Annotated in this window: 18 protein-coding genes; 13 read left to right on the forward strand and 5 right to left on the reverse strand. The window is 69.4% G+C overall.

The window, feature by feature from the left end; genetic code table 11:
* Positions 1-806 precede the first annotated feature (806 nt).
* Entirely contained in the window at positions 807-3,068 is a 2,262-nt protein-coding gene (locus tag B0I29_RS04705; RefSeq protein WP_111647593.1) for a putative bifunctional diguanylate cyclase/phosphodiesterase, read from the reverse strand.
* Positions 3,069-3,261: 193 nt separating this feature from the next.
* Between B0I29_RS04705 and B0I29_RS04710 the strand changes: the two genes are divergently transcribed.
* The 5 genes from B0I29_RS04710 to B0I29_RS04730 are packed head-to-tail and all read left to right on the forward strand — an operon-like array spanning position 3,262 to position 8,384.
* Positions 3,262-4,896: an ABC transporter substrate-binding protein gene (locus B0I29_RS04710; protein WP_181557689.1), complete on the forward strand. Its 1,635-nt coding sequence runs from the start codon at positions 3,262-3,264 to the stop codon at positions 4,894-4,896.
* Complete coding sequence (locus tag B0I29_RS04715; RefSeq protein WP_181557690.1) at positions 4,893-5,834, forward strand: ABC transporter permease; 942 nt, start codon at positions 4,893-4,895, stop codon at positions 5,832-5,834. The genes B0I29_RS04710 and B0I29_RS04715 overlap by 4 nt, the downstream gene beginning before the upstream one ends.
* Positions 5,831-6,658 (forward strand): ABC transporter permease, encoded by an 828-nt coding sequence (locus tag B0I29_RS04720; RefSeq protein ID WP_111647595.1) that lies wholly within the window; start codon positions 5,831-5,833, stop codon positions 6,656-6,658. Before B0I29_RS04715 ends, B0I29_RS04720 begins: the two co-directional genes overlap by 4 nt.
* On the forward strand, positions 6,655-7,611 hold the full coding sequence (locus B0I29_RS04725; protein WP_111647596.1) for an ABC transporter ATP-binding protein: 957 nt from the start codon (positions 6,655-6,657) through the stop codon (positions 7,609-7,611). Before B0I29_RS04720 ends, B0I29_RS04725 begins: the two co-directional genes overlap by 4 nt.
* Positions 7,608-8,384 carry an ATP-binding cassette domain-containing protein gene (locus B0I29_RS04730; RefSeq protein ID WP_111647597.1) on the forward strand — a complete coding sequence of 259 codons (777 nt, stop codon included), beginning with the start codon at positions 7,608-7,610 and terminating at the stop codon, positions 8,382-8,384. The genes B0I29_RS04725 and B0I29_RS04730 overlap by 4 nt, the downstream gene beginning before the upstream one ends.
* Here the strand turns inward: B0I29_RS04730 and B0I29_RS04735 are convergent.
* Positions 8,371-8,958, reverse strand: coding sequence for a TetR/AcrR family transcriptional regulator (locus B0I29_RS04735; protein ID WP_146616719.1), 588 nt, complete (start codon positions 8,956-8,958; stop codon positions 8,371-8,373). The genes B0I29_RS04730 and B0I29_RS04735 overlap by 14 nt on opposite strands.
* A 70-nt stretch (positions 8,959-9,028) precedes the next feature.
* On the opposite strand from B0I29_RS04735, the gene B0I29_RS04740 reads away from it, so the two are divergent.
* From B0I29_RS04740 to B0I29_RS04750, 3 genes are read left to right on the forward strand one after another with little or no spacing between them, the layout of a single operon-like run.
* Positions 9,029-9,493 carry a DUF3237 domain-containing protein gene (locus tag B0I29_RS04740; RefSeq protein ID WP_111647599.1) on the forward strand — a complete coding sequence of 155 codons (465 nt, stop codon included), beginning with the start codon at positions 9,029-9,031 and terminating at the stop codon, positions 9,491-9,493.
* A complete protein-coding gene (locus B0I29_RS04745) occupies positions 9,493-11,142 on the forward strand; it encodes a CocE/NonD family hydrolase (RefSeq protein ID WP_111647600.1) in 1,650 nt (549 codons plus the stop codon). Before B0I29_RS04740 ends, B0I29_RS04745 begins: the two co-directional genes overlap by 1 nt.
* 11 nt (positions 11,143-11,153) lie before the next feature.
* Positions 11,154-12,533, forward strand: coding sequence for an amidase (locus B0I29_RS04750; protein ID WP_111647601.1), 1,380 nt, complete (start codon positions 11,154-11,156; stop codon positions 12,531-12,533).
* A gap of 274 nt (positions 12,534-12,807) precedes the next feature.
* On the opposite strand, the gene B0I29_RS04755 is transcribed toward B0I29_RS04750, so the two are convergent.
* Positions 12,808-13,218, reverse strand: a complete 411-nt coding sequence (locus B0I29_RS04755; protein ID WP_111647602.1) for a MarR family winged helix-turn-helix transcriptional regulator — start codon at positions 13,216-13,218, stop codon at positions 12,808-12,810.
* 182 nt (positions 13,219-13,400) lie between these two features.
* On the opposite strand from B0I29_RS04755, the gene B0I29_RS04760 reads away from it, so the two are divergent.
* The 4 genes from B0I29_RS04760 to B0I29_RS04775 are packed head-to-tail and all read left to right on the forward strand — an operon-like array spanning position 13,401 to position 17,123.
* Positions 13,401-14,297 (forward strand): SDR family oxidoreductase, encoded by an 897-nt coding sequence (locus B0I29_RS04760; protein WP_181557692.1) that lies wholly within the window; start codon positions 13,401-13,403, stop codon positions 14,295-14,297.
* The gene (locus B0I29_RS04765; RefSeq protein ID WP_111647604.1) at positions 14,294-15,169 is read left to right on the forward strand and encodes an amidohydrolase family protein; all 876 of its coding nucleotides are present in this window, start codon (positions 14,294-14,296) and stop codon (positions 15,167-15,169) included. Before B0I29_RS04760 ends, B0I29_RS04765 begins: the two co-directional genes overlap by 4 nt.
* On the forward strand, positions 15,166-15,624 hold the full coding sequence (locus B0I29_RS04770) for a MaoC family dehydratase (RefSeq protein WP_111647605.1): 459 nt from the start codon (positions 15,166-15,168) through the stop codon (positions 15,622-15,624). The genes B0I29_RS04765 and B0I29_RS04770 overlap by 4 nt, the downstream gene beginning before the upstream one ends.
* On the forward strand, positions 15,624-17,123 hold the full coding sequence (locus tag B0I29_RS04775; RefSeq protein WP_111647606.1) for an acyl-CoA synthetase: 1,500 nt from the start codon (positions 15,624-15,626) through the stop codon (positions 17,121-17,123). The genes B0I29_RS04770 and B0I29_RS04775 overlap by 1 nt, the downstream gene beginning before the upstream one ends.
* Here the strand turns inward: B0I29_RS04775 and B0I29_RS04780 are convergent.
* Positions 17,071-17,850 carry an SIR2 family NAD-dependent protein deacylase gene (locus B0I29_RS04780; RefSeq protein ID WP_111647607.1) on the reverse strand — a complete coding sequence of 260 codons (780 nt, stop codon included), beginning with the start codon at positions 17,848-17,850 and terminating at the stop codon, positions 17,071-17,073. The genes B0I29_RS04775 and B0I29_RS04780 overlap by 53 nt on opposite strands.
* A 197-nt stretch (positions 17,851-18,047) precedes the next feature.
* Here B0I29_RS04780 and B0I29_RS45600 point away from each other — a divergent pair, with 197 nt between their 5' ends.
* Positions 18,048-18,218, forward strand: coding sequence for a hypothetical protein (locus B0I29_RS45600; protein WP_181557693.1), 171 nt, complete (start codon positions 18,048-18,050; stop codon positions 18,216-18,218).
* A 44-nt stretch (positions 18,219-18,262) separates the two neighbouring features.
* Here the strand turns inward: B0I29_RS45600 and B0I29_RS04785 are convergent, their stop codons facing one another.
* A complete protein-coding gene (locus tag B0I29_RS04785) occupies positions 18,263-19,066 on the reverse strand; it encodes an alpha/beta fold hydrolase (RefSeq protein WP_111647608.1) in 804 nt (267 codons plus the stop codon).
* Positions 19,067-19,096 lie beyond the last annotated feature (30 nt).

Raw genomic sequence — 19,096 nt, forward strand, 5'->3', positions numbered from 1 at the left:
AACGCCCGCCCGCCAGAAACGGAACGGTCTCGTATCGAAAGTGTCCCTGCTCACTCTCCGCACCTTCCGTCGCGCTCCCTCTTAGGTACGCGTAACCGCCCACCCCCGTAATCCCCGGACCACTGACGCCCCTCCCCCCGGCGCACCCCGCCACCGGCCCGGCGTCCCCTCACCCCCAACCCAGCACGCCCGTGTCGATTTAAGGTTCAATCCCCGCCCCAACTCGACACACACACCGCAAGCCGCTCGCCCGTGTCGACTTCAGGTTCGATCCCCGCCCCAACTCGACACGCCCCAACTCGACACACACCGGCGGACCGCCCGCGGCGTGCCGACTTCGGCCCGCCCAGGTCGAAAGCCGAACAGACCGCGGGGCGTGCCGACCGCGGGGCGTGCCGGCCGATGGGCGTGCCGGCCGATGGGCGTGCCGGCCGCGGGGCGAGCCGTAGCTCAGATGGGTTATCGGCTTCTCATAAGGTGGCTGAACTACGGCCGAGCGACCCGAGCCGTAGCTCCGACATGTCATCGCAGCCACATGACATGTCTGAGCTACGGCTCGCGCCGTGCCCCGCCGTGACCGCTGATCGCTCTCTATGAGCCACCGCTGCGTGTCGAGTTCGGGTGCGGATTGAACCCGAAATCGACACGGGGCCTGGAACGAACCGGGCTGATCCGAAGCGGCCGCATCCACGGGGGAACCAGACCGGCCGCATGCACGGGGGATTGCGGAGCGGCCGCTTCCACGGGGGATGGGCGGCTCTGCCCCTATCGGTGGGTGATGCCACCCCGGGGCCGTCGGCTGTCGCCTATGGCTGGTGGCTGTACGCGGTGGCGGCTGTGAGGGACAGGCGGTTCTGGTCGAGGGTGGAGAGGAGGTCGAGGATGCCGGTGGCGTCGATCGGGTGGGCCAGCAGGAAGCCCTGGGCGTACTCGCAGCCCAGCTCGCGCAGCACGCGCAGGTCGGCGGGGTCCTCGACGCCCTCGGCTACCGAGACCATGCCGAGGGCGTGAGCCATGCCGACCATCGCGTCGGCGAGGCTGCGTCTGGCCTGGTCGTGGGCGATGCCCGCGACGAAGGTGCGGTCGATCTTCACGATGTCCCAGCCGTGGTCGGCCACCCGGGCCATCGAGGAGTAGCCCGTACCGAAGTCGTCCACCGCCAGTTTCACGCCGGCTCGGCGCAGCGGGCCCAGGGCGGCCTCCACCGTTTCCGGTTCGGCCAGGCCGGTCTCGGTGAGCTCCAGGGTCAGGGCCTCGGCGGGGGTGCCGGCCACCTGGAGTGCTGCCAGCACCGCCTCGGCGGTGGTGGCGTCCAGCTGGCGGGGGGAGAGGTTCACCGCGATCGGGATCCAGCGGCCGGTCCGGTTGTACCAGGTGCGCTGCTCGTGCAGGGCCTGCTCGATCACCGCGGCGAAGAGCTGGTCGACGGTGCCGCTGGCCTCGGCGACCGGGACGAAGGCGGCCGGCGGCAGGATGCCGTCGGCCGGGTGCTGCCAGCGGGCCAGGGCTTCGACCGAGCTGAGCGTGCCGTCGCCGACGCGGAACACCGGCTGGTAGACGCAGAACAGCTCGCCCGGATGCTGCAGGGCCCGGCGGAAGTCGGCGTCGCGGCGCAGGCGCAGCGCTGCCTCGGCCCGGCTCTGCGCGTCGAAGCGGACCATCCGGCCCCGGCCGGCGGCCTTGGCCTGGTACATCGCGGTGTCGGCGTCCTGGAGCAGCGCGTCCGGGTCGGCGGTGGTGTCGCCGGTGGTGCGCAGCCCGATCGACAGCGACGGGAAGAAGTCGCTGCCGTCGGTGAGGCGCAGCGGCTCGGCGAGGTCGGCGGTGACCCGGGCGGCGATGTCGTCCGCCTCCTGTTCGGTGACGGCCGGCATCAGCACCACGAACTCGTCGCCGCCGAGCCGGCAGACCACGTCGCCGGCCCGGACCGAGGCGCGCATCCGGTCGGCGATGGCGATCAGCAGCTGGTCACCGGCGTCGTGGCCGAGGCTGTCGTTGACCGTCTTGAAATGGTCCAGGTCGCAGAAGAGCAGACCCACCCGGGTACGCCCGTCGGCCGGCAACGAGCTGAGCGCCAGGTGCATCCGGTCCATCAGCAGGCTGCGGTTGACCAGCCCGGTCAGCGGATCGTGCCCGGCTCGGCGGGCCAGCTCGTGGATCGGCGCGATCAGGCGTACCGCGACCAGCGACATCGAGATCGAGGCGCCGAGGATCAGCGGGGTGTCCGGCACCGGTTCCCAGAACAGGTGCACTGTCGGCAGCACGAGCGAGGCGCAGAAGAGCGTGACGGCCCGCGGCACGGTCAGCATAACCAGCGCGGACCGGCGCGGCGTGGTGGTGACCATCGACGGGTGCAGGCCGGCCGTGGCGATCAGGATCGGCATCGCCATCCAGCCGAGGTCGATCGGGCCGCCCTCGACGTATGTGCCGGACAGGCTCTGGTGGGTGTAGAGCGCGTCGGAGAGGAACCAGGCGATCAGGCCGAGCAGCAGTACGCGTACGCCCGGGGTGCGCAGCTCCACGCCGAGTGCGAGGGCCAGAGCGCAGTAGACGACGAAGAGGGTGCTGGCCGGAGCGGCGACCGCCACGAACTGTGCGGACAGCGTGCCGTCGAGGGTGCGGATCGGCTCCAGGACCAGGATCCAGGCCAGACCGGCGAGCGGCGACAGGATGACCGCCGAGTCGATGAACGCGGTCCGGCCGGCACGGGCCGCGAGCACCGCGGTGCCGGCCGCGATCCCGACGTGCCCGAGCAGGTAGAGCGCGTCCGCCGGGGACGGGAAGGGCGCGGTCAGCCCACGGGACGTGTAGCCGGCGAAGAGCACGTCGCCGATCCCGGAGGCGGCCAGCCCGGCCACGATGACCAGCCAGCCGGTCCGCCGCCGCGGGGTGTGCCGGACCAGGCCGTACCACGTGGCGATCGGGGCGGTGCAGTTCACCGCCACGTAGATCCACCGGGTCGCGGCGTTGAGGGGGACCAGAACGTACGCGACAGCGGCCGTCGATGCGACGACCAGGTAGATCAACCACAGATGCCGGAGGAGCCCGGCGGGCTGCGCCGCACCCACACCGACCTCATCGGCCGGATCTCGCCGTGTCTGTGCCGTCTCGGTGGGGTCGAGGGTTCTTCGTCAATCCAGAATACCTCGTTATCACTGGTTGGACAGCTGCAGTTAATAGTTGATTTCCAGGATTGACAATCTACGGCCTGGGGCGGAAACCTGAGGCGGTCAACGCCGCGCTTCAGTTCCGGGAGTGACATTGAGATCTGTCCATAAATCCGCGATCGCCCTGCTCCTCGGCTTGTCCCTGACCGCCTGCTCGGGGTCCGCGGAGGCGCCGGCGACCGGTGCGGGCGCGATCGAGCTGGTCGAGACGACCCCGGCCGCCACCGGTGACGTCGACACGGTGACCTGGGCGCTGCCGTCCGGCGAGCCGGCCTCGCTCGACCCGGCCCGCACCGGCGATTACTCGGCCAACACGGTCGGCACCAACCTCTGCGAGAGCCTGCTGCGCCTGGAGCCGGACTTCTCCACCGCGCCCGGCCTGGCCAGCGCGGTGACGCAGAAGGACCCGACCACCGTGGTGATCACCCTGCGCGACGGCGTGACGTTCTGGGACGGCTCACCGCTCACCGCGGGCGACGTGGTCTACAGCCTCAAGCGGAACATGGACCCGAAGCTGGCGTCGTACGCCGCGCACGTCTACGCGAGCGTCACGACGATCGAGGAGACCGGGCCGCTCGAGGTCACGGTGACGTTCAAGACCCCGGACGTGCAGTTCATCCCGGACCTGGCCGGCGTGCCCGGCTCGATCATCCAGGAGAAGTTCGCGACGAAGGCCGGTCAGGCGTTCGGCACCGCGAGCGGCGGGCTGATGTGTACCGGCCCGTTCCAGCTCGGCACCTGGACCAGCGGCCAGAAGATCTCGCTGAAGCGGTACGACGCGTACTGGGACACGGCCCGCAAGGCCAAGGCCGCCACCTTCGACTTCGTCTTCCTCACCGACAGCAGCACGCTGACCAGCGCGCTTCTCTCCGGCGAGGTGGACGGCGTGTACGGCGCGCCGGTCGGCAGCATCGCCGCGCTGCAGCGTTCGGCGAGCGGAAAGCTGTACTTCGGCCCGAGCACCGAGACGGTCAGCCTGGGCGCGGTCGCCGCCGAGGGCCCGGCCGCCGACCCGAAGATCCGGCAGGCCCTGGACCTGGCGATCGACAAGACCAGCTTCGTGACCAGCGTGCTCAAGGGCGCCGGCGAGCCGCTCAAGACCTTCACCCCGCCGCTGGCCTGGCAGGGCAGTCCGGCCAAGGACGTCTACGACGCCGGGTACGCGGCGCTGCCGGACACCAGTAAGGCCGACCTCGAAGCCGCCAAGAAGCTGGTTGCCGACGCCGCGCCGAGCCGTACCGACCTGGTGATCGCGACGCCGGCCGGTGACCAGTCGCTGCTGCAGACCGCCACGATCGCGCAGGCGGCCGCCGGGCAGATCGGCCTGAACGTCACCATCAAGCAGCTCCAGCCCGCCGAGTTCGCCGGCCTCTTCTACGACCCGGCGCTGCGGACCGGCATCGACCTGATCGCCACCACCGGTTATCTGGAGGTGCCGGGCGCGCTCTACTACGCGCCGGGCTTCGTCTTCTCCGGCGCGCCGTTCAACTGGACGAACTACGAGAATCCCGAGGTCACCGCGAACATCGGCGCGGCCGTCGCGGAGACCGACCCGGTCGTCTCGGCGCAGAAGTTCGTGGCCGCGCAGGCGATCTACGGCCCGGCCAAACTGCAGATCACGCTGGCCGGCTCGTACAACCGGCTCTACCTGAACAAGCGGATCACCGGTGCCCCGGCGTCGTTCAACTACATCAGTACGGCATGGGCAGCACTGGTCGGCGCCGCATGATCCTGTTTCTCGGCCGCAAGCTGGCCGGGCTGGTCGCCACCGTGGCGGTGGCCAGCCTGGTCATCTTCGGAGCCCTCTACCTGGCGCCCGGCGATCCGGCCGCGCTGCTCGCCGGTGGGCACCAGCCCAACCCGGCGGCGCTCGCCGAGATCCGGGCCCGGTACCACCTGGACGACCCGTTCCTGCTGCAGTACTGGCACTGGCTGTCCGGGCTGCTCACCGGTGATCCGGGCGACTCGATGGTGCTCAAGGAGCCGGTCACCAGCCTGATCGCGGCGCGGTTGCCGACAACGGGGCTTCTCGTCGCGTACGCAAGTCTCCTGATCTTGATCTTGGGGGTTGCCTCCGGGATCTTCGCGGGAGTGGCCGGGAAGGCGGTCGACGGGGTGCTGACCGTGACCACGACGGTGCTGATGGCGGCGCCGGCGTTCGTGGCGGCGATCCTGCTGATCTGGGTGTTCGCGACGAAGCTGTCCTGGTTCCCGGTCTACGGATCGGGGACCGGGTTCCTCGACCGGATCCACCACCTGACGCTGCCGGCGCTGGCGCTCAGCGGGGGATACCTCGCCTACGTCAGCCGGATCACCCGGACCGAGGTACGCGCCGAACTCACCTCCGACCACGTGGCCGCCGCCCGGGTGCGCGGGCTGCCGCGACGTCATGTGCTGCGGCGGCACGTGCTGCGCAACGCCGCGCCGCCGATTCTCGCGGTCTCCGGCGTCACGGTGGCCGCGCTGTTCGCCGGGACCGCGGTGGCCGAGCAGGCGTTCGGGGTGAGCGGGCTCGGCTCGCTGCTGGTGCAGAGCGCGGCGCGGCAGGACATGGTCGTCGTGCAGGCCATCGCGCTGCTGCTGGTCGCCATCTTCGTGCTGGTCAACACCTTGGTCGACGTGCTCAACGCGGTGCTCGACCCACGCCTGCTGAGGGAGCGGTCATGAAGCCGATCATGCTCCGGACCCCGCCCAGGGCAGCGCCGGTCGCCGCCGCGGTTTGTGGCCTGGTCGCGCTCATGGCGCTGCTCGCACCCTGGATCGCCCCGCACGACCCGTTCGCCGTCGACCCGCTGAACGCCTATGCGCCGTTTTCCGGCACGCATCCGCTCGGCACCGACGACCTCGGCCGTGACCTGCTCTCCCGCCTTGTCTACGGCGCGCGGACCAGCCTGGCCGGACCGCTGGTCGTGGTGATCGCCGCCGGGACGCTCGGCACCGGGCTCGCGGTCAGCGCGGCCTGGTTCGGCGGCTGGTTCGACAACCTGGTGTCCCGGGCGCTCGATGTGCTCTTCGCGTTCCCCGGCCTGGTCCTGGCGATCACCGTGGCGGCGCTGTTCGGCACCGGGTTCGTCACGCCGGTGGTGGCGCTCTCGCTCGCGTTCGTGCCGGTCATCGCCCGGGTCATGCGCGCCGCGGCGATGCGCGAGCGGAACCTGCCCTACATCGAGGCACTGCGCGTGCAGGGCTTCTCCTCACTGCACATCTGCCTGCGGCATCTGCTGCCCAACCTCGCGCCACTGCTGATGGTCCAGGCCGCGATCGGCTTTGGGTACGCGATGATCGACCTGGCGTCGATCTCGTTCCTGGGTCTCGGGCTGCAACCGCCGGCCGCCGACTGGGGACTGATGATCGCGAACGGTCAGCCGTCGATCCTGGCCGGGTTCCCGCAGCAGTCCCTGATCGCGGCGGTCGCCGTGGTGATCACGGTGGTGGCGTTCACGGCCGTCGCGGAGCGGCTGGCCGTCCGATTCGGTGGTGACGTGCGATGACTGCTCCTCTTCTGGAATTCGACGGCCTCCGGGTAAGCCTCGGTGAGCGGCCGATCCTGCGGGACGTGACCCTGTCGGTGCACGCCGGTGAGGCCGTTGGCCTGGTCGGCGAGTCCGGCTCGGGCAAGTCGATGACGGTCAAGTCCGTGGTCCGGCTGCTGCCCGGCGGATCGACAGTCGACGGTTCGGTGCGGTTCGGCGGGATCGACGTCGGCTCGCTGGGGCCCGCTGACCTGCGTCGTTTCCGGTCACGGGACGTCGCCATGGTCTTCCAGGACCCGCGCGCCACGGTCAACCCGGTCCGCACGATCGGTGACTTCCTCACCGAAGTGCTGCGCGACCAGGGCGTCGGCCGGGCCGAGGCGACGCGGCGCGCTGCCGGGTCACTCGCCGAGGTCGGCGTCGACGATGTGCGGCGCAGGCTCTCCCAGCGACCGTACGAACTGAGCGGCGGCCTGTTGCAGCGTGTGGTGATCGCCGCCGCGCTGCTGACCGAGCCGAAGCTGATCCTCGCCGACGAGCCGACCACGGCCCTCGACGTGACCACTCAGGAAGAAGTGGTCGCGATCCTGAACGAGCAGCGCCGACAGCGGTCGGCCGCGCTGCTGTTCATCACCCACGACCTGGAGCTGGCCGCCGCCGTCTGCGACCGGATCGCGGTCATGTACGCCGGGGAGATCGTCGAGATCCTGCCGGCTGATCGGCTGCACGACGACGCGCGGCACCCGTACACGAAGGCGCTGCTGGGTTCCCGGCCGGGAACCGTGCCGCCCGGTGAACGCCTGCGGACCGTGCCGGGAACGCCGCAGTCGGCGCTGACCGCGCCGGCCGGGTGTGTCTTCGCCGACCGATGCCCTGTTGTGGAGAGTGCTTGTCGCGATCTGCATCCCCCGATGCTGTCGGTGGGATCCGGTTTCGCGGCCTGCCACCTGCTGTCCGAGGAGGTTCGGTGAACACGCCGTTGCTGGAGGTCCGGGACCTGCGGAAACAGTTCAAGGACTTCGTTGCCGTGGACGGGGTCAGCTTCACCGTGCCGGCCGGCGGGTCCCTCGCGGTGGTCGGTGAGTCCGGCTCCGGCAAGACCACCTGCGCGCGGATCGTCACCGGGCTGGAGAAGGCCACCTCGGGCACGGTCCTGCTCGACGGCGCGGCTACTCTGGACCGGAGGAGGCGGGCGTCCTTCGTACAGATGGTGTTTCAGGACCCGTACCTCTCCCTTGATCGTCGGCAGACGGTGAGTGACTGCCTCGGTGAGGTCCTGGCCCACCATGATCGCGAGATGGACCGGCGGAGCCGGGCCGCGCGGATCGACGAGCTGCTCGATCTCGTCGGCCTGGACCGCAAGCTGGGCGAATCGCTGCCGCGGCATCTGTCCGGCGGGCAGCGCCAGCGGGTGGCGATCGCGCGGGCGCTCGCCCCGAACCCGAAGCTGCTGGTGCTCGACGAGGCGGTCGCGGCGCTCGACGTGTCGATCCAGGCGCAGATCCTGAATCTGCTGGTGGACGCGCGGGCCGCGACCGGGGTGGCCTACCTCTTCATCACCCATGATCTGTCGGTGGTGCGGCACGTCTGCGAGGACGTCGTGGTGATGTGCCGGGGGAAGGTGGTCGAGTCCGGGCTGGTCGCCGAGGTGCTGGAGGCGCCTGCGGCTGCCTATACCCAGCGGCTGGTGGCGTCGGTGCCGAGGCCGGGATGGGTGCCGTCGCGGGCGGTCAGCCGTGGTTGAACTTCTCGAGCATGCCCTCGGCGGCGGTGCGGACCAAGCCGCCGGACGCGACCGGGAGCTGGAGCTCGGCCATCATCGAGTTGCCCATCGCGAGGCACCAGAGTCCGTACGCGACCGAGCGCCGCGCTCCGGCCGGCGCGCCCGGGTGCTCGGCGGCGATGGCGTCCTCGACGGTCTGGATCGCCCGGGTGTAGTGGCCCTGCAGGGTGGCGCGGATGCTCTCGTCGGCGACACCCGCGGTGATCAGCTCGCGGATCACCGTGTCGTCGTCGCTGATCGGCAGGAAACCGGTGCTGAACAGGTAGTCCATCGTCATCGCCAGCTTCTCCCGCTGGGGTGCGGCCGCGACCCGGTCGATGAACTCGGCCTGGTAACCGGTGTAGAGCCAGCCGGCGAACTTGCGCAGCAGGTCGTCGCGGTTGCCGACGTAGTGCCGGACGTGGCTGCGGCTCAGCCCGGACTCCTCGGAGACCCGTTCGAGCGTGGTGCCGGCCAGGCCGTTCTTGCGCAAACAGTGGCCGGTGGCCTGCATGATCTGCTCGATCCGCTCGGCCGCCATGCTCGGGCGTCCCATCCCGGCTCCTTTCCCTTGCTTGTGCACAGCCTAATTGATTGTCATTTCAGAAAAGAAAACGAGGACCGTGATGTTCGAGCTGCCTGATCCCCGGTTGGTGTTCGCCTTCGAGGCCCGGGTCGACGTCGCCCCTTCGGTACACGTCGGGCGCGGCCCGGACGAGGTGCTGATGTTCACGCCGATCACCGGTGGGACGGTCTCCGGTCCGCGGCTGTCCGGCACGGTGCTGGCCGGTGGTGGCGACTGGTCCACGACCCGGGGATCGGTCACCGAGCTGGACGCGCGGTACCTGCTCCAGGCCGACGACGGTGCGGTGATCGACATCGTGAACCGGGGGTTCTGGCGGGCCTCGCCGGAGGTGGATGCCCGGGTCGAGGCGGGGGAGGACCTGCCGGAAACTGAGTATTACTACCGGACCAGCCCGGTCTTCCGTACCGACGCTCCTGAGCACACGTGGCTCGCCTCCTCGGTGTTCGTGGGGCTGGCCCGTGGGGAGAACGGTCAGGTCTGCATCCGATTCTTCGAGGTGCTCTGATGACCATCTCCGTTCAGCGGACCGGGCCGGGGCCGATCTCCTCCTCCGCCACCCAGCACATGGTGCGGATGCGGGACGGGGTGCGGCTCGCCACCGACGTGTACCTGCCGTCGCCGGATGCCGGCCCCGGGCCGACGATCCTCACCCGGTTGCCGTACGACAAGTGCGGCGAGTACACGTACATGCCGCGGATCGCCGAGTACTTCACCGCGCGGGGATACCGGATGGTCGTGCAGGACGTGCGCGGAAAGTTCCGCTCCGAGGGCGAGACCCTGCTGTTCGTCAACGAGGCCTACGACGGGTACGACACCCTGGACTGGGTGATCAACCAGGACTGGTCCGACGGCGAGGTCGGGATGTGGGGTGACTCGTACTACGGGTACACCCAGTGGGCGGCCGCCTCGACCGGGCACACGGCGCTCAAGGCGATGGTGCCCCGGGTGACCGGCACCCGGCTCGGTGAGCTGCCGATCCCGGTGCCCGGCCAGCGGGTGCACGACGTGGAGATGTCGGTGCACCGGTTCTACCCGCTCTCGATGTTCCACGATCGGGACATGCTGGAGTGGGAGATCGACTGGACGCGGCGGCCCCTAGCGGCGCAGGTCGAGGAGTTCTTCACGGCGGTCGGTAGCCGGTCGGCGTCGTACGACCTGTGGTTTCCGTACCCGGTCAGCCTGCGGCGGTTCCCGGCCGGTAGCCCCTTTGACGCGCCTGCCGTTCCGGTGCTCATGACGATCGGGTGGTGGGACAACTGCGCGCCGTGGCAGTGGTCGGATCACCGGGAGATCGAGGGTAAGCCGGCGTGGGCGCGGAACGAGTATCTGCTGCTCGAAGCGATCGATCACGAGAACAACAGTCATTTCTCGCCGGGCGTTCCCAACAGCGATCCGTCGTTCCTGCCGCGGTATCTCGACCCGGCCATCGAGTTCTTCGACGTTTTTCTGCGGGGTTCCTCGGCCGTTATTCCTCGGGTTCGGTGGCAGCTGGCCGGGTCGGGGGACTCGACTTTGCGGTCCTGCGATAGTTGGCCGCCTGTTTCGGCGTACCCATGGGAATTGCACCTGGATGGTGCGGATGCGGCCTTGGGTGATGCGCCTGGAGGGAGCCTGGGGTCTTCGGTTTCCTCGGGTGTGGTGGCGTGGACGCATGATGCGGCGGATCCGGTGCCGTCGCCGGTGGTGGATGCGTTCGCGATTCTCGCTTCGCTGCCGGATGAGCGGCTTCTGGCCGCACGGTCCGATGTGCTGGTGTTCACCGGTTCGGTTGTGACGTCGCCTGTTGATCTTGCAGGGCCGGTGCGGCTGGATGCGGTCGCCGGGTCGGACGGGCCGGAGATGGATCTGTTCGCGCGGCTGCTCGACGTGGCACCGGACGGGTCGGCTCGGCTGATCGCTCGCGGACAGCAGACGATCATCGACCCGGGTTCCGCATTTGCCGTGACGCTGGATCTCGGTCACCTCGGGTATCGGCTCGCGGCCGGGCACGCGCTGCGGCTCACGATCGCTTCCAGTGACGCTCCGGAGTTCGTGCCGGCGCCGGGAACCGGGGAGCACCGGTGGCTCGCGGACAAGACAGTGCCGAATCAGCAGCGCCTCGATCTGGGGCTCACCCGACTCACCCTGACCGTTCTCGGAGAGGTTTCGCAGTGAAATTGACGGCTATGGAGATCGCTTCTCGAGTACGGGACGGCCGGCTCACCGCCTCCGAGGTGATCGATTCGCACCTGGACCGGATCGCCTCGGTCAACCCGAAGGTCAACGCGGTCACCGTGACGCTGGAGTCGCAGGCACGCTCCGCAGCCGCGGCGCTCGACGAGCGGATCGCGGCGGGAGAGGAGCCGGGGCCGCTCGCCGGTGTGCCGATCACGGTGAAGGAGAACATCGACCTGACCTGGTCGGCGACCACTTCCGGACTGCCGTTCGCCGCGGGGAATGTGCCTGCCTCCAACTCCTCCGTTGTGGATCGGCTGCTGGCGGCCGGGGCGATCCCGGTGGGCCGGGGGAACATGCCGGACATCGGGCTGCGGTGGGACACCGACAACGATCTCTTCGGGCGGACCGTGAACCCGTGGGATCCGGCCCGGGTTCCGGGTGGATCGTCGGGCGGGGACGCGGTTGCCGTGGCCACCGGAATGGCGGCCGCCGGTATCGGCAATGACTACGGTGGATCGCTGCGGCTGCCCGCCCATGCGGCGGGGATTGTCGCTCTGCGTCCGTCGGCGGGGCGGGTCCCGGCGCCGTCGAAGTCGGTGGAACTGTTGCCGCTGTCCATTCAGCACATGGCGGTGAACGGCCCGCTGGCCCGGTCGGTCGCCGATCTGGATCTGCTTTTCGGGGTGATGCACGGGGCGGATGATTTCGATCCGCTGTCGGTGTCGGTCCCGCACTATTCGTCGTATGACGGGGTGCGGCGGGTGGCGGTGACCGTGGATCCGGCCGGGTGGGGTGTTGATCCGCAGGTGGCGCTCGCTGTGCGGGATGCGGCTTCGGCGCTTGCTGACGCGGGGTGGGAGGTCGAGGAGGTCGCGCCGCCCGCTGTCGACCGGTGCGCGATTCTGTGGCGGCAGCTGTCGTCCACCGAGAACGCGCCGATGCTGCTGACGCCCGGGGTGTTCCCGGGGCCGCTGTCCGAGGGGACCGTGCAGTACTTCCAGGACAACATCGCTGAGGTCTCGCTGCTGGACACGTCGGCTGCCTATCAGGGTGCGTGGGCGGAGCGGTTCGTTCATGCTGCCGCGTGGCGGGCGTTCCACGCTCGGTACCCGGTGGTGCTCGGGCCGGTGATCACGCAGCCCGTGCCGTTGATCGGGTTCGACCTGAGCGGGCCGGAAGCGTGTACGGAGTTGTGGAAGTCGCACCGGCTGCTCGTCACGGCCAACTTTTTGGGGTTGCCGGCGGTGGCTGTCCCCACCGGGATGGGCGGGTCTCGGCCTTCGGGGGTGCAGGTGATCGCCCGGCAGAACGGGGAGCACATCGCGCTGGCGGCCGCCCGGGACATCGAGGCGGCGTTCCCGGCGGTCACGCCGGTCGACCCGGCCTGACGGGTTTCCGAGGGGACCGGCGGTGCGTGTGCGCCAGCCGGTCCGGGCCGGGTTTGCGTGCGGCTCGGGTTCGCGGCGGGCCGGGTTCGCGTGCGGGCCGGGTTGGTGCGGGGCCGGCTTGTGCTTGTGGTCGTGTTTGGGGCTGTGCGGCGACCGCAAGCACAAGCTGGCGATTTACGCGGTGCCCGCGACTGCCTGTGCGTGTGAGGGTGGGTGGGCGGATGCGGTCACGTCAGTGTCGGCCGGGCCGCTGCCGGGGGGTGGGCGGAAGCGGTTATGTCAGGGCCAGCCAGGCTGTTACCAGGGACTGGCGGAAGTCGGCCGCCTCGTCGGGGGTGAGTTTGCTGATCATGCGGTTTTCCAGTTCGTGCACCGGTTCGGCGACCGCGGCCAGCAGCGCGCGGCCCTCTGGCGTCAGGCGGATCAGCAGCTCGCGGCGGTTGCCGGCGTTGCGTTCGCGGCGGATCAGGCCGCGTGACTCCAGGGCGCGGACCATGTCCGCCATGGACTGGGCGGTCACGAACGAGTCCCGCGCGAGTTGCGCCGCGGAGAGACCGTCGTGCCGTTCGAGAACGGTCAACGCCGTGTACTGCAGCGCGGTGATGCCGGCCGAGCGGACCAGCTCGTCGAGGCGTGCGCGGACCGCCAGCTCCAGCTGTTTGACGAGGTAGAGCAGGGACGGCATCCGGGAACTCCTTCTTTCATCGTGGCTCCGGCAGATTACCCCATTGACAGGAAACCTGATCGTCATAAAGACTCAGGATTAACAGGATTCCTGTTGATCGTGGGTGGGGCGCCGGCTCGGAACGGCTGCGGGGCCCCCACAGGGCTGGCGTTCCGCCCATCACATGCGAGAGGTTGAAGAGTATGGATCTGACCGGCAGGGTTGCCGTAGTCACCGGTAGTGGACGCGGACTCGGTCTGGCGTACGCGAAAGCGCTGGCCGCCGCGGGTGCGAGCGTCGTGGTCAACGACGTGGACCAGGCCGTCGTCGACGCCGCCGTCGCGGAGATCCCCGGCTCGGTCGGTGTGGCCGCCGCGGTCGGCGGCAGCGAGACGGCGGACCGGCTGGTCGCCGCGGCGGTGGACAACTTCGGACGCCTCGACGTGCTGGTCACGAACGCGGGCATCCTGCGCGACCGGGTCCTCTGGAAGATGTCCGACGAGGACTTCGACGCGGTGATCGACGTGCACTTGCGCGGCACGTTCACCTGCGCCCGCGCCGCCGCGATCCGGATGCGCGAGCAGGGTGAGGGCGGCCGGCTGATCCTGATCTCCTCACCGGCGGGCCAGCGGGGCAATTTCGGTCAGACCAACTACGCCGCTGCGAAGGCCGGCATCGCCGCGATGGCGCGTACGTGGGCGCTTGAGCTCGGGCGGGCCGGCATCACGGTCAACGCCGTGGTCCCGGTCGCCGCCACCGAGATGACCAAGACCATTCCGGCGTTCGCCCCGGTCATCGAGGAGTCCGAGCGGACCGGGGTGCCGTACCCGGCCTGGCTGCGCCGGGACGAGGGCCTCGGCACGGTCGAGGACGTCACCGGGCTGATCGTCTTCCTCGCGTCGGACGCTGCCAAGGACATCACCGGACAGGCCATCGGTATCGGCGGCGATCGGCTGGCGCTCTGGTCGCACCCGGCGGAGAAGGATGTCGCGTTCGCGGACGGCGGCTGGACCGTGGACGCCATCGCCGACGGCTGGTCCACCGGACCCGGAAAGAACCCGGAGACCTACGGCATCCCGGCTCCCAAGGTTCCGTCGTGAATCTTGACTCTGTGAAAGCCATCGACGTGCACACGCACGCCGAGGTCGGTCGCGATGGGCGCACCTCGCTGAGCCCCGCTCTGCTGGGCGCCTCCGAGGACTACTTCAAGGCGCACGGTCACCGGCAGCCGAGCATCGCCGAGACCGCTGATTATTATCGGTCGCGGAACATGCTGGCCGTCGTGTTCACGGTCGACGCCGAGCACGCCACCGGTCACCCGCGGATCTCGAACGAGGAGATAGCCGAGGACTGCGCGGCGCACGCCGATGTACTGATCCCGTTCGCCAGCGTTGACCCGTACAAAGGGAAAGCCGGTGTGCGCGAGGCGCGCCGCCTGGTTGAGGAACACGGGGTTCGCGGTTTCAAGTTCCATCCGAGCATCCAGGGGTTCGCGCCGGATGATCGGATGGCGTTCCCGCTGTACGAGGCGATCGAGGAGCTCGGCGCGGTCGCGCTGTTCCATACCGGTCAGACCGGGATCGGCGCCGGCGTACGCGGAGGCGGCGGCATCCGGCTGAAGTACTCCAACCCGATGCTCGTCGACGACGTGGCCGTGGACTTCCCGGACCTGCGGATCATCCTGGCCCACCCGTCGTTCCCGTGGCAGGACGAGGCCCTGGCCGTCGCCACCCACAAGGAGCACGTCTACATCGACCTGTCCGGCTGGTCGCCGAAGTACTTCCCGCCGCAGCTGGTCCGGTACGCGAACAGCCTGCTCCAGGACAAGGTGCTGTTCGGCTCGGACTACCCGGTGATCACCCCGGACCGCTGGCTCGCCGATTTCGAGAAGCTTGAGATCAAGGATTCCGTACGCCCGAAGATCTTGAAGAACAACGCCGCCCGCCTGCTCAACCTGGAGGACCCGAAATGACCACCACCGTGAACGGCCTCGACGGACTCAAGTCGCTCGTCGGCAAGGACCTCGGCAGCAGTGAATGGCTGGAGATCACCCAGGAGCGGGTGAACACGTTCGCCGACGCCACCGGCGACCACCAGTGGATCCACGTCGACGTCGAGCGCGCCAAGACCGGACCGTTCGGCGGCCCGATCGCCCACGGATATCTGACGCTCTCCCTGGTCATCCCGCTGTTCAGCTCGCTGCTGTCAGTCGAGGGGATCACGATGGGCGTCAACTACGGCCTGGAGAAGGTCCGCTTCCCGAGCCCGGTCAAGGTCGGCGCCAAGATCCGGCTGAACGCCAAGGTCGTCAGCGTCGAGGACGTCGCCGGCAACGGTGTGCAGAGCACGTTCGACTTCACCGTCGAGGTGGACGGCTCGCCGAAGCCGGCGTGTGTTGCGCGGCCGGTCTACCGGCACTACGCGTGATGGACAATCACGGACTCGGTTCGTGGACGGCGCGCCGGGCGGCCATGTCGCCCGGCCGCACCGCCCTGATCTTCGAGGGTCGCCGGGTCTCGTTCACCGAGCTGCACGAGCGGGTGCTGCGGCTGGCGTCGGCCCTGCGTACGGCCGGGGTGCGCCAGGGTGATCGGGTCGCCTATCTCGGGCCGAACCATCCGGCGTTCGTCGAGACGATGTTCGCGACGTGGATGCTCGGCGGGGTTTTCGTGCCGCTCAATTTCCGGCTCACCGGGCCGGAGGTGGCGTATCAGATGCGGCATTCCGGGGCGGTGGCGCTGATCCAGGCGCAGCCGGCTTCAGCGGCGGCGAGTATTAAAGTTGATTTATCGGCGTATGAGGTATTTATCGCCACGGGGTCTCCAGAACCCATCGACGTCCCGGTCAGCCTCGACGACACGGCATGCATCCTCTACACGTCCGGCACCACCGGCCATCCCAAAGGCGCGATCCTCACCCACGGCAACATCATCTGGAACTGCTACAACCTGCTGGTCGGCGTCGACGTCGCCTCCGACGAGGTCACCCTGGTCAGCGCGCCGCTCTTCCACGTGGCCGCGCTCAACCAGTGCCTGCTGCCGACGTTCCTCAAGGGCGGCACGTCGGTGATCATGCCGGGCTGGGATGTCGACGGGTGCTTCGACGCCATCGCCGAACACCGGGTGACCTGGATGTTCGGCGTCTCCACGATGTACGCGGGCCTCAGCCAGTCACCCCGCTGGGCGACGGCCGATCTCTCCTCGGTGCGCAGCCTGATGACGGGCGGAGCCTCCGTTCCGGAGGCGCTGATCCGGGTCTATCAAGCGCGTGGCCTGGCCTTCTGTCAGGGGTACGGGATGACGGAGACAGCTCCGGGCGCCACGTTCCTGGAGGCCCGGGAAAGCCGGGAGCATGTGGGTTCGGCCGGTCTGCCGGTGTTCTTCGCCGATGTACGGGTTTCGTCCGACCTGGCTGACGCCGATCCTGGTTCCGGTTCCGGTTCCGGCCCCGGTGAGGTGCTCGTTCGCGGGCCGAACGTCACTCCCGGTTACTGGAACGATCCGCAGGCCACCGCGGCGGCTTTCTCCGACGGTGGTTGGTTTCGGTCAGGGGACCTCGCTGTCGTCGACGCCGGCGGGCATTTCCGGATCGTCGACCGGACCAAGGACATGTACATCTCGGGCGGCGAGAACGTCTATCCGGCCGAGGTCGAAGCCGCGATCTTCGAGCACCCCGCGGTCTCCGAGGCGGCCGTGATCGGCGTCGCGGACGAGAAGTGGGGTGAGGTGGGGCGGGCTTTCGTCGTACCCAGGCAGGGTTTTGATCTTGAACCTCGGGATGTGCCGGAGTTCCTGAGCGGGCGGCTCGCGAAGTACAAGATTCCTGTCTATGTGGACGTCGTCGGCGAGCTGCCGCGCACCGGGTCGAACAAGGTCAAGAAGGCTCCGCTGCGGGACCTTCCGCTGCCTGATCGGGCCAGGCCCTAGCCGCCAGATCGGGCAGGACCTGGGCGGCGCTGCCTCTCAAATTGACAAGCGCCACTGAATCCAGTGGCGTGGGCTGCGGGTTCACCTGGATGACGGCGGCACCGGACCGGGCCGCCAACCGTGGTATCTCCGCCGCTGGATAGACCATCCCCGACGTGCCCACGGTCAGCAGGACATCACAATCGGAGGCTGCGCGGGCGGCGGCTTCCAGCGCCGCCTCCGGCAGCGCCTCCCCGAACCACACCACACCGGGACGAATCAACCCCGCACAGCGTACGCACGAAGGCGGCCACACTCGGCGCCCCTCGTCCGGTTCTCCCGTGGTGCTCGGCAAAGCGGCGGCTTCGCCGCACTGGGAGCAGCGGGGCATGAACAGGCTTCCGTGCAAATGGACGGTGTCCGCTGAACCGGCGCGTTCGTGCAGGTCGTCGACGTTCTGAGTGATGACGACGGCGTTCTTCATCGCGGCGACGGCCAGGTGACCCGGGTTGGGGTGGACGGTGCTGACCCGGTGGCGGCGCCACTCGTACCAGCCCCAGACCAGGTCCGGGTCGTCCTGGAACGCCTGCGGTGTGGCGAGCGACTGCGCGTCGAAGCGTTCCCACAAACCGGTGAGCGCGTCCCGGAAAGTGGGCACGCCACTCTCCGCCGAGATGCCCGCGCCGGTGAAGACCACCACCCGCTGGGCCTTCTCGAGCAGCTTCGCGGCCTCCCGTACGTCTGCCATGCGATCCCCATCCCGGTCCGATTCCGTATCCCCGCGAGGAAGTGTCCCAGCGGTGGGCGGCGCGCCGCATCACCGATCCGCACATGGGTCGTTGACCTCCTCGTGTGAGGCGGTGCGTGGAGGTAACAACTTATGTCCGAAGTGGAGTGCCGGTGACCCCAGCCCGCCCTGCGCCGGCTGATGTCTGGAAGCGTCGCGTGCGCGTCGCCGGCTCCAGGGTGTGGTCGGCGGTCGAGGGCTGGACGGCGCCGGGTGCGCGGCCGGAGCGCTCGGAGTCCGAGGTGAGCACGCTGGTTGCGGTGGTGACGCTGGCGGCGGGAGCGCTGTTCCTCCTGACCATGCTGCTGACCTGGCTCTCCAAGTCCTGACCTGCACCGTGCCGCCCCGGGGCGCGTGCCAGCGGGTCAGCAGGTCAGTGGGGTAGCAGTAGGGCCGCGCAGGTGGTGGGGTCGTCGGCGAAGGGTAGGTGGCCGCAGCCCTTCAGGGGGATGTGGCGGGCGCCCGGGAGGATCGCTCTCGCCCGGCGCGACTGAGGGCGGTAGGGGAGTATCGCGTCTCTGGTGCCCCAGGCGATGGTCACCGGGATGTCGGGCAGGGCTCCCAGGTTGCCGGCTGACCACGGGATCAGGCGGGTGAAGGCGTTGCGGGCTTCGGCAAAACCGGGGGCTCCGGCCAGGGCCTGGGCCGCCGCGAGGGCGTCGGTGGCCGGCAGGTGGCTCGGGCGGGCGTAGAACGGTGCGCAGAAAGCCGAGCGGCCCGCTGTCGAGTTCATGATCCGGGGCAGGGCCGGGGCCAGACTGGTCGCGCCGGCGCGGGCCGCGGTCACCACGGTCTGGCACCAGAGGCGGCCGGGGGTGGACCAGAAACCCACCGGGGAGAAGGCTGTCACGGCGCCGGCCTGGCCGCGCCGGCCCAGCTCCAGGGCGATGCCTCCGCCCAGGGAACTGCCGGCCACCTCGGGGGTGCGGATGCCGAGTTCCTCCAGGAAGGCGGCCACCTGATCGGCGAACCACCCCACCGAACCGCGCCGGCCGCCACTCGTCACGGCGGGGCCGCCCGGGTCGGCGCCGAAGCCCGGCAGGTCCAGGGCTATCACGTCTCGCTTCGCGGACAGGGCGTCCAGGATCGGTGACCAGACCTGCCAGTGGCTGCCTATGCCGTGGATCAGGACCAGGGGCGGGCCGGCGCCTTGGCGGTGGTGGGACAACGTTGGCATGGTGCCAGCCTGCGGTATCGGTGATCCAAT

This window comes from Actinoplanes lutulentus, assembly GCF_003259845.1.
Classification (GTDB): domain Bacteria; phylum Actinomycetota; class Actinomycetes; order Mycobacteriales; family Micromonosporaceae; genus Actinoplanes; species Actinoplanes lutulentus.

Bases quoted from the DNA above. Each gene is read 5' to 3' on its own strand.
- B0I29_RS04750 (WP_111647601.1), top strand. From the start codon at position 11,154: ATGGAGATCGCTTCTCGAGTACGGGACGGCCGGCTCACCGCCTCCGAG.
- B0I29_RS04755 (WP_111647602.1), bottom strand. From the start codon at position 13,218: ATGCCGTCCCTGCTCTACCTCGTCAAACAGCTGGAGCTGGCGGTCCGC.
- B0I29_RS04720 (WP_111647595.1), top strand. From the start codon at position 5,831: ATGAAGCCGATCATGCTCCGGACCCCGCCCAGGGCAGCGCCGGTCGCC.
- B0I29_RS04725 (WP_111647596.1), top strand. From the start codon at position 6,655: ATGACTGCTCCTCTTCTGGAATTCGACGGCCTCCGGGTAAGCCTCGGT.
- B0I29_RS04780 (WP_111647607.1), bottom strand. From the start codon at position 17,850: ATGGCAGACGTACGGGAGGCCGCGAAGCTGCTCGAGAAGGCCCAGCGG.
- B0I29_RS04735 (WP_146616719.1), bottom strand. From the start codon at position 8,958: ATGGGACGCCCGAGCATGGCGGCCGAGCGGATCGAGCAGATCATGCAG.
- B0I29_RS04785 (WP_111647608.1), bottom strand. From the start codon at position 19,066: ATGCCAACGTTGTCCCACCACCGCCAAGGCGCCGGCCCGCCCCTGGTC.
- B0I29_RS04770 (WP_111647605.1), top strand. From the start codon at position 15,166: ATGACCACCACCGTGAACGGCCTCGACGGACTCAAGTCGCTCGTCGGC.
- B0I29_RS04760 (WP_181557692.1), top strand. From the start codon at position 13,401: ATGGATCTGACCGGCAGGGTTGCCGTAGTCACCGGTAGTGGACGCGGA.
- B0I29_RS04745 (WP_111647600.1), top strand. From the start codon at position 9,493: ATGACCATCTCCGTTCAGCGGACCGGGCCGGGGCCGATCTCCTCCTCC.
- B0I29_RS04775 (WP_111647606.1), top strand. From the start codon at position 15,624: ATGGACAATCACGGACTCGGTTCGTGGACGGCGCGCCGGGCGGCCATG.
- B0I29_RS04715 (WP_181557690.1), top strand. From the start codon at position 4,893: ATGATCCTGTTTCTCGGCCGCAAGCTGGCCGGGCTGGTCGCCACCGTG.
- B0I29_RS04740 (WP_111647599.1), top strand. From the start codon at position 9,029: ATGTTCGAGCTGCCTGATCCCCGGTTGGTGTTCGCCTTCGAGGCCCGG.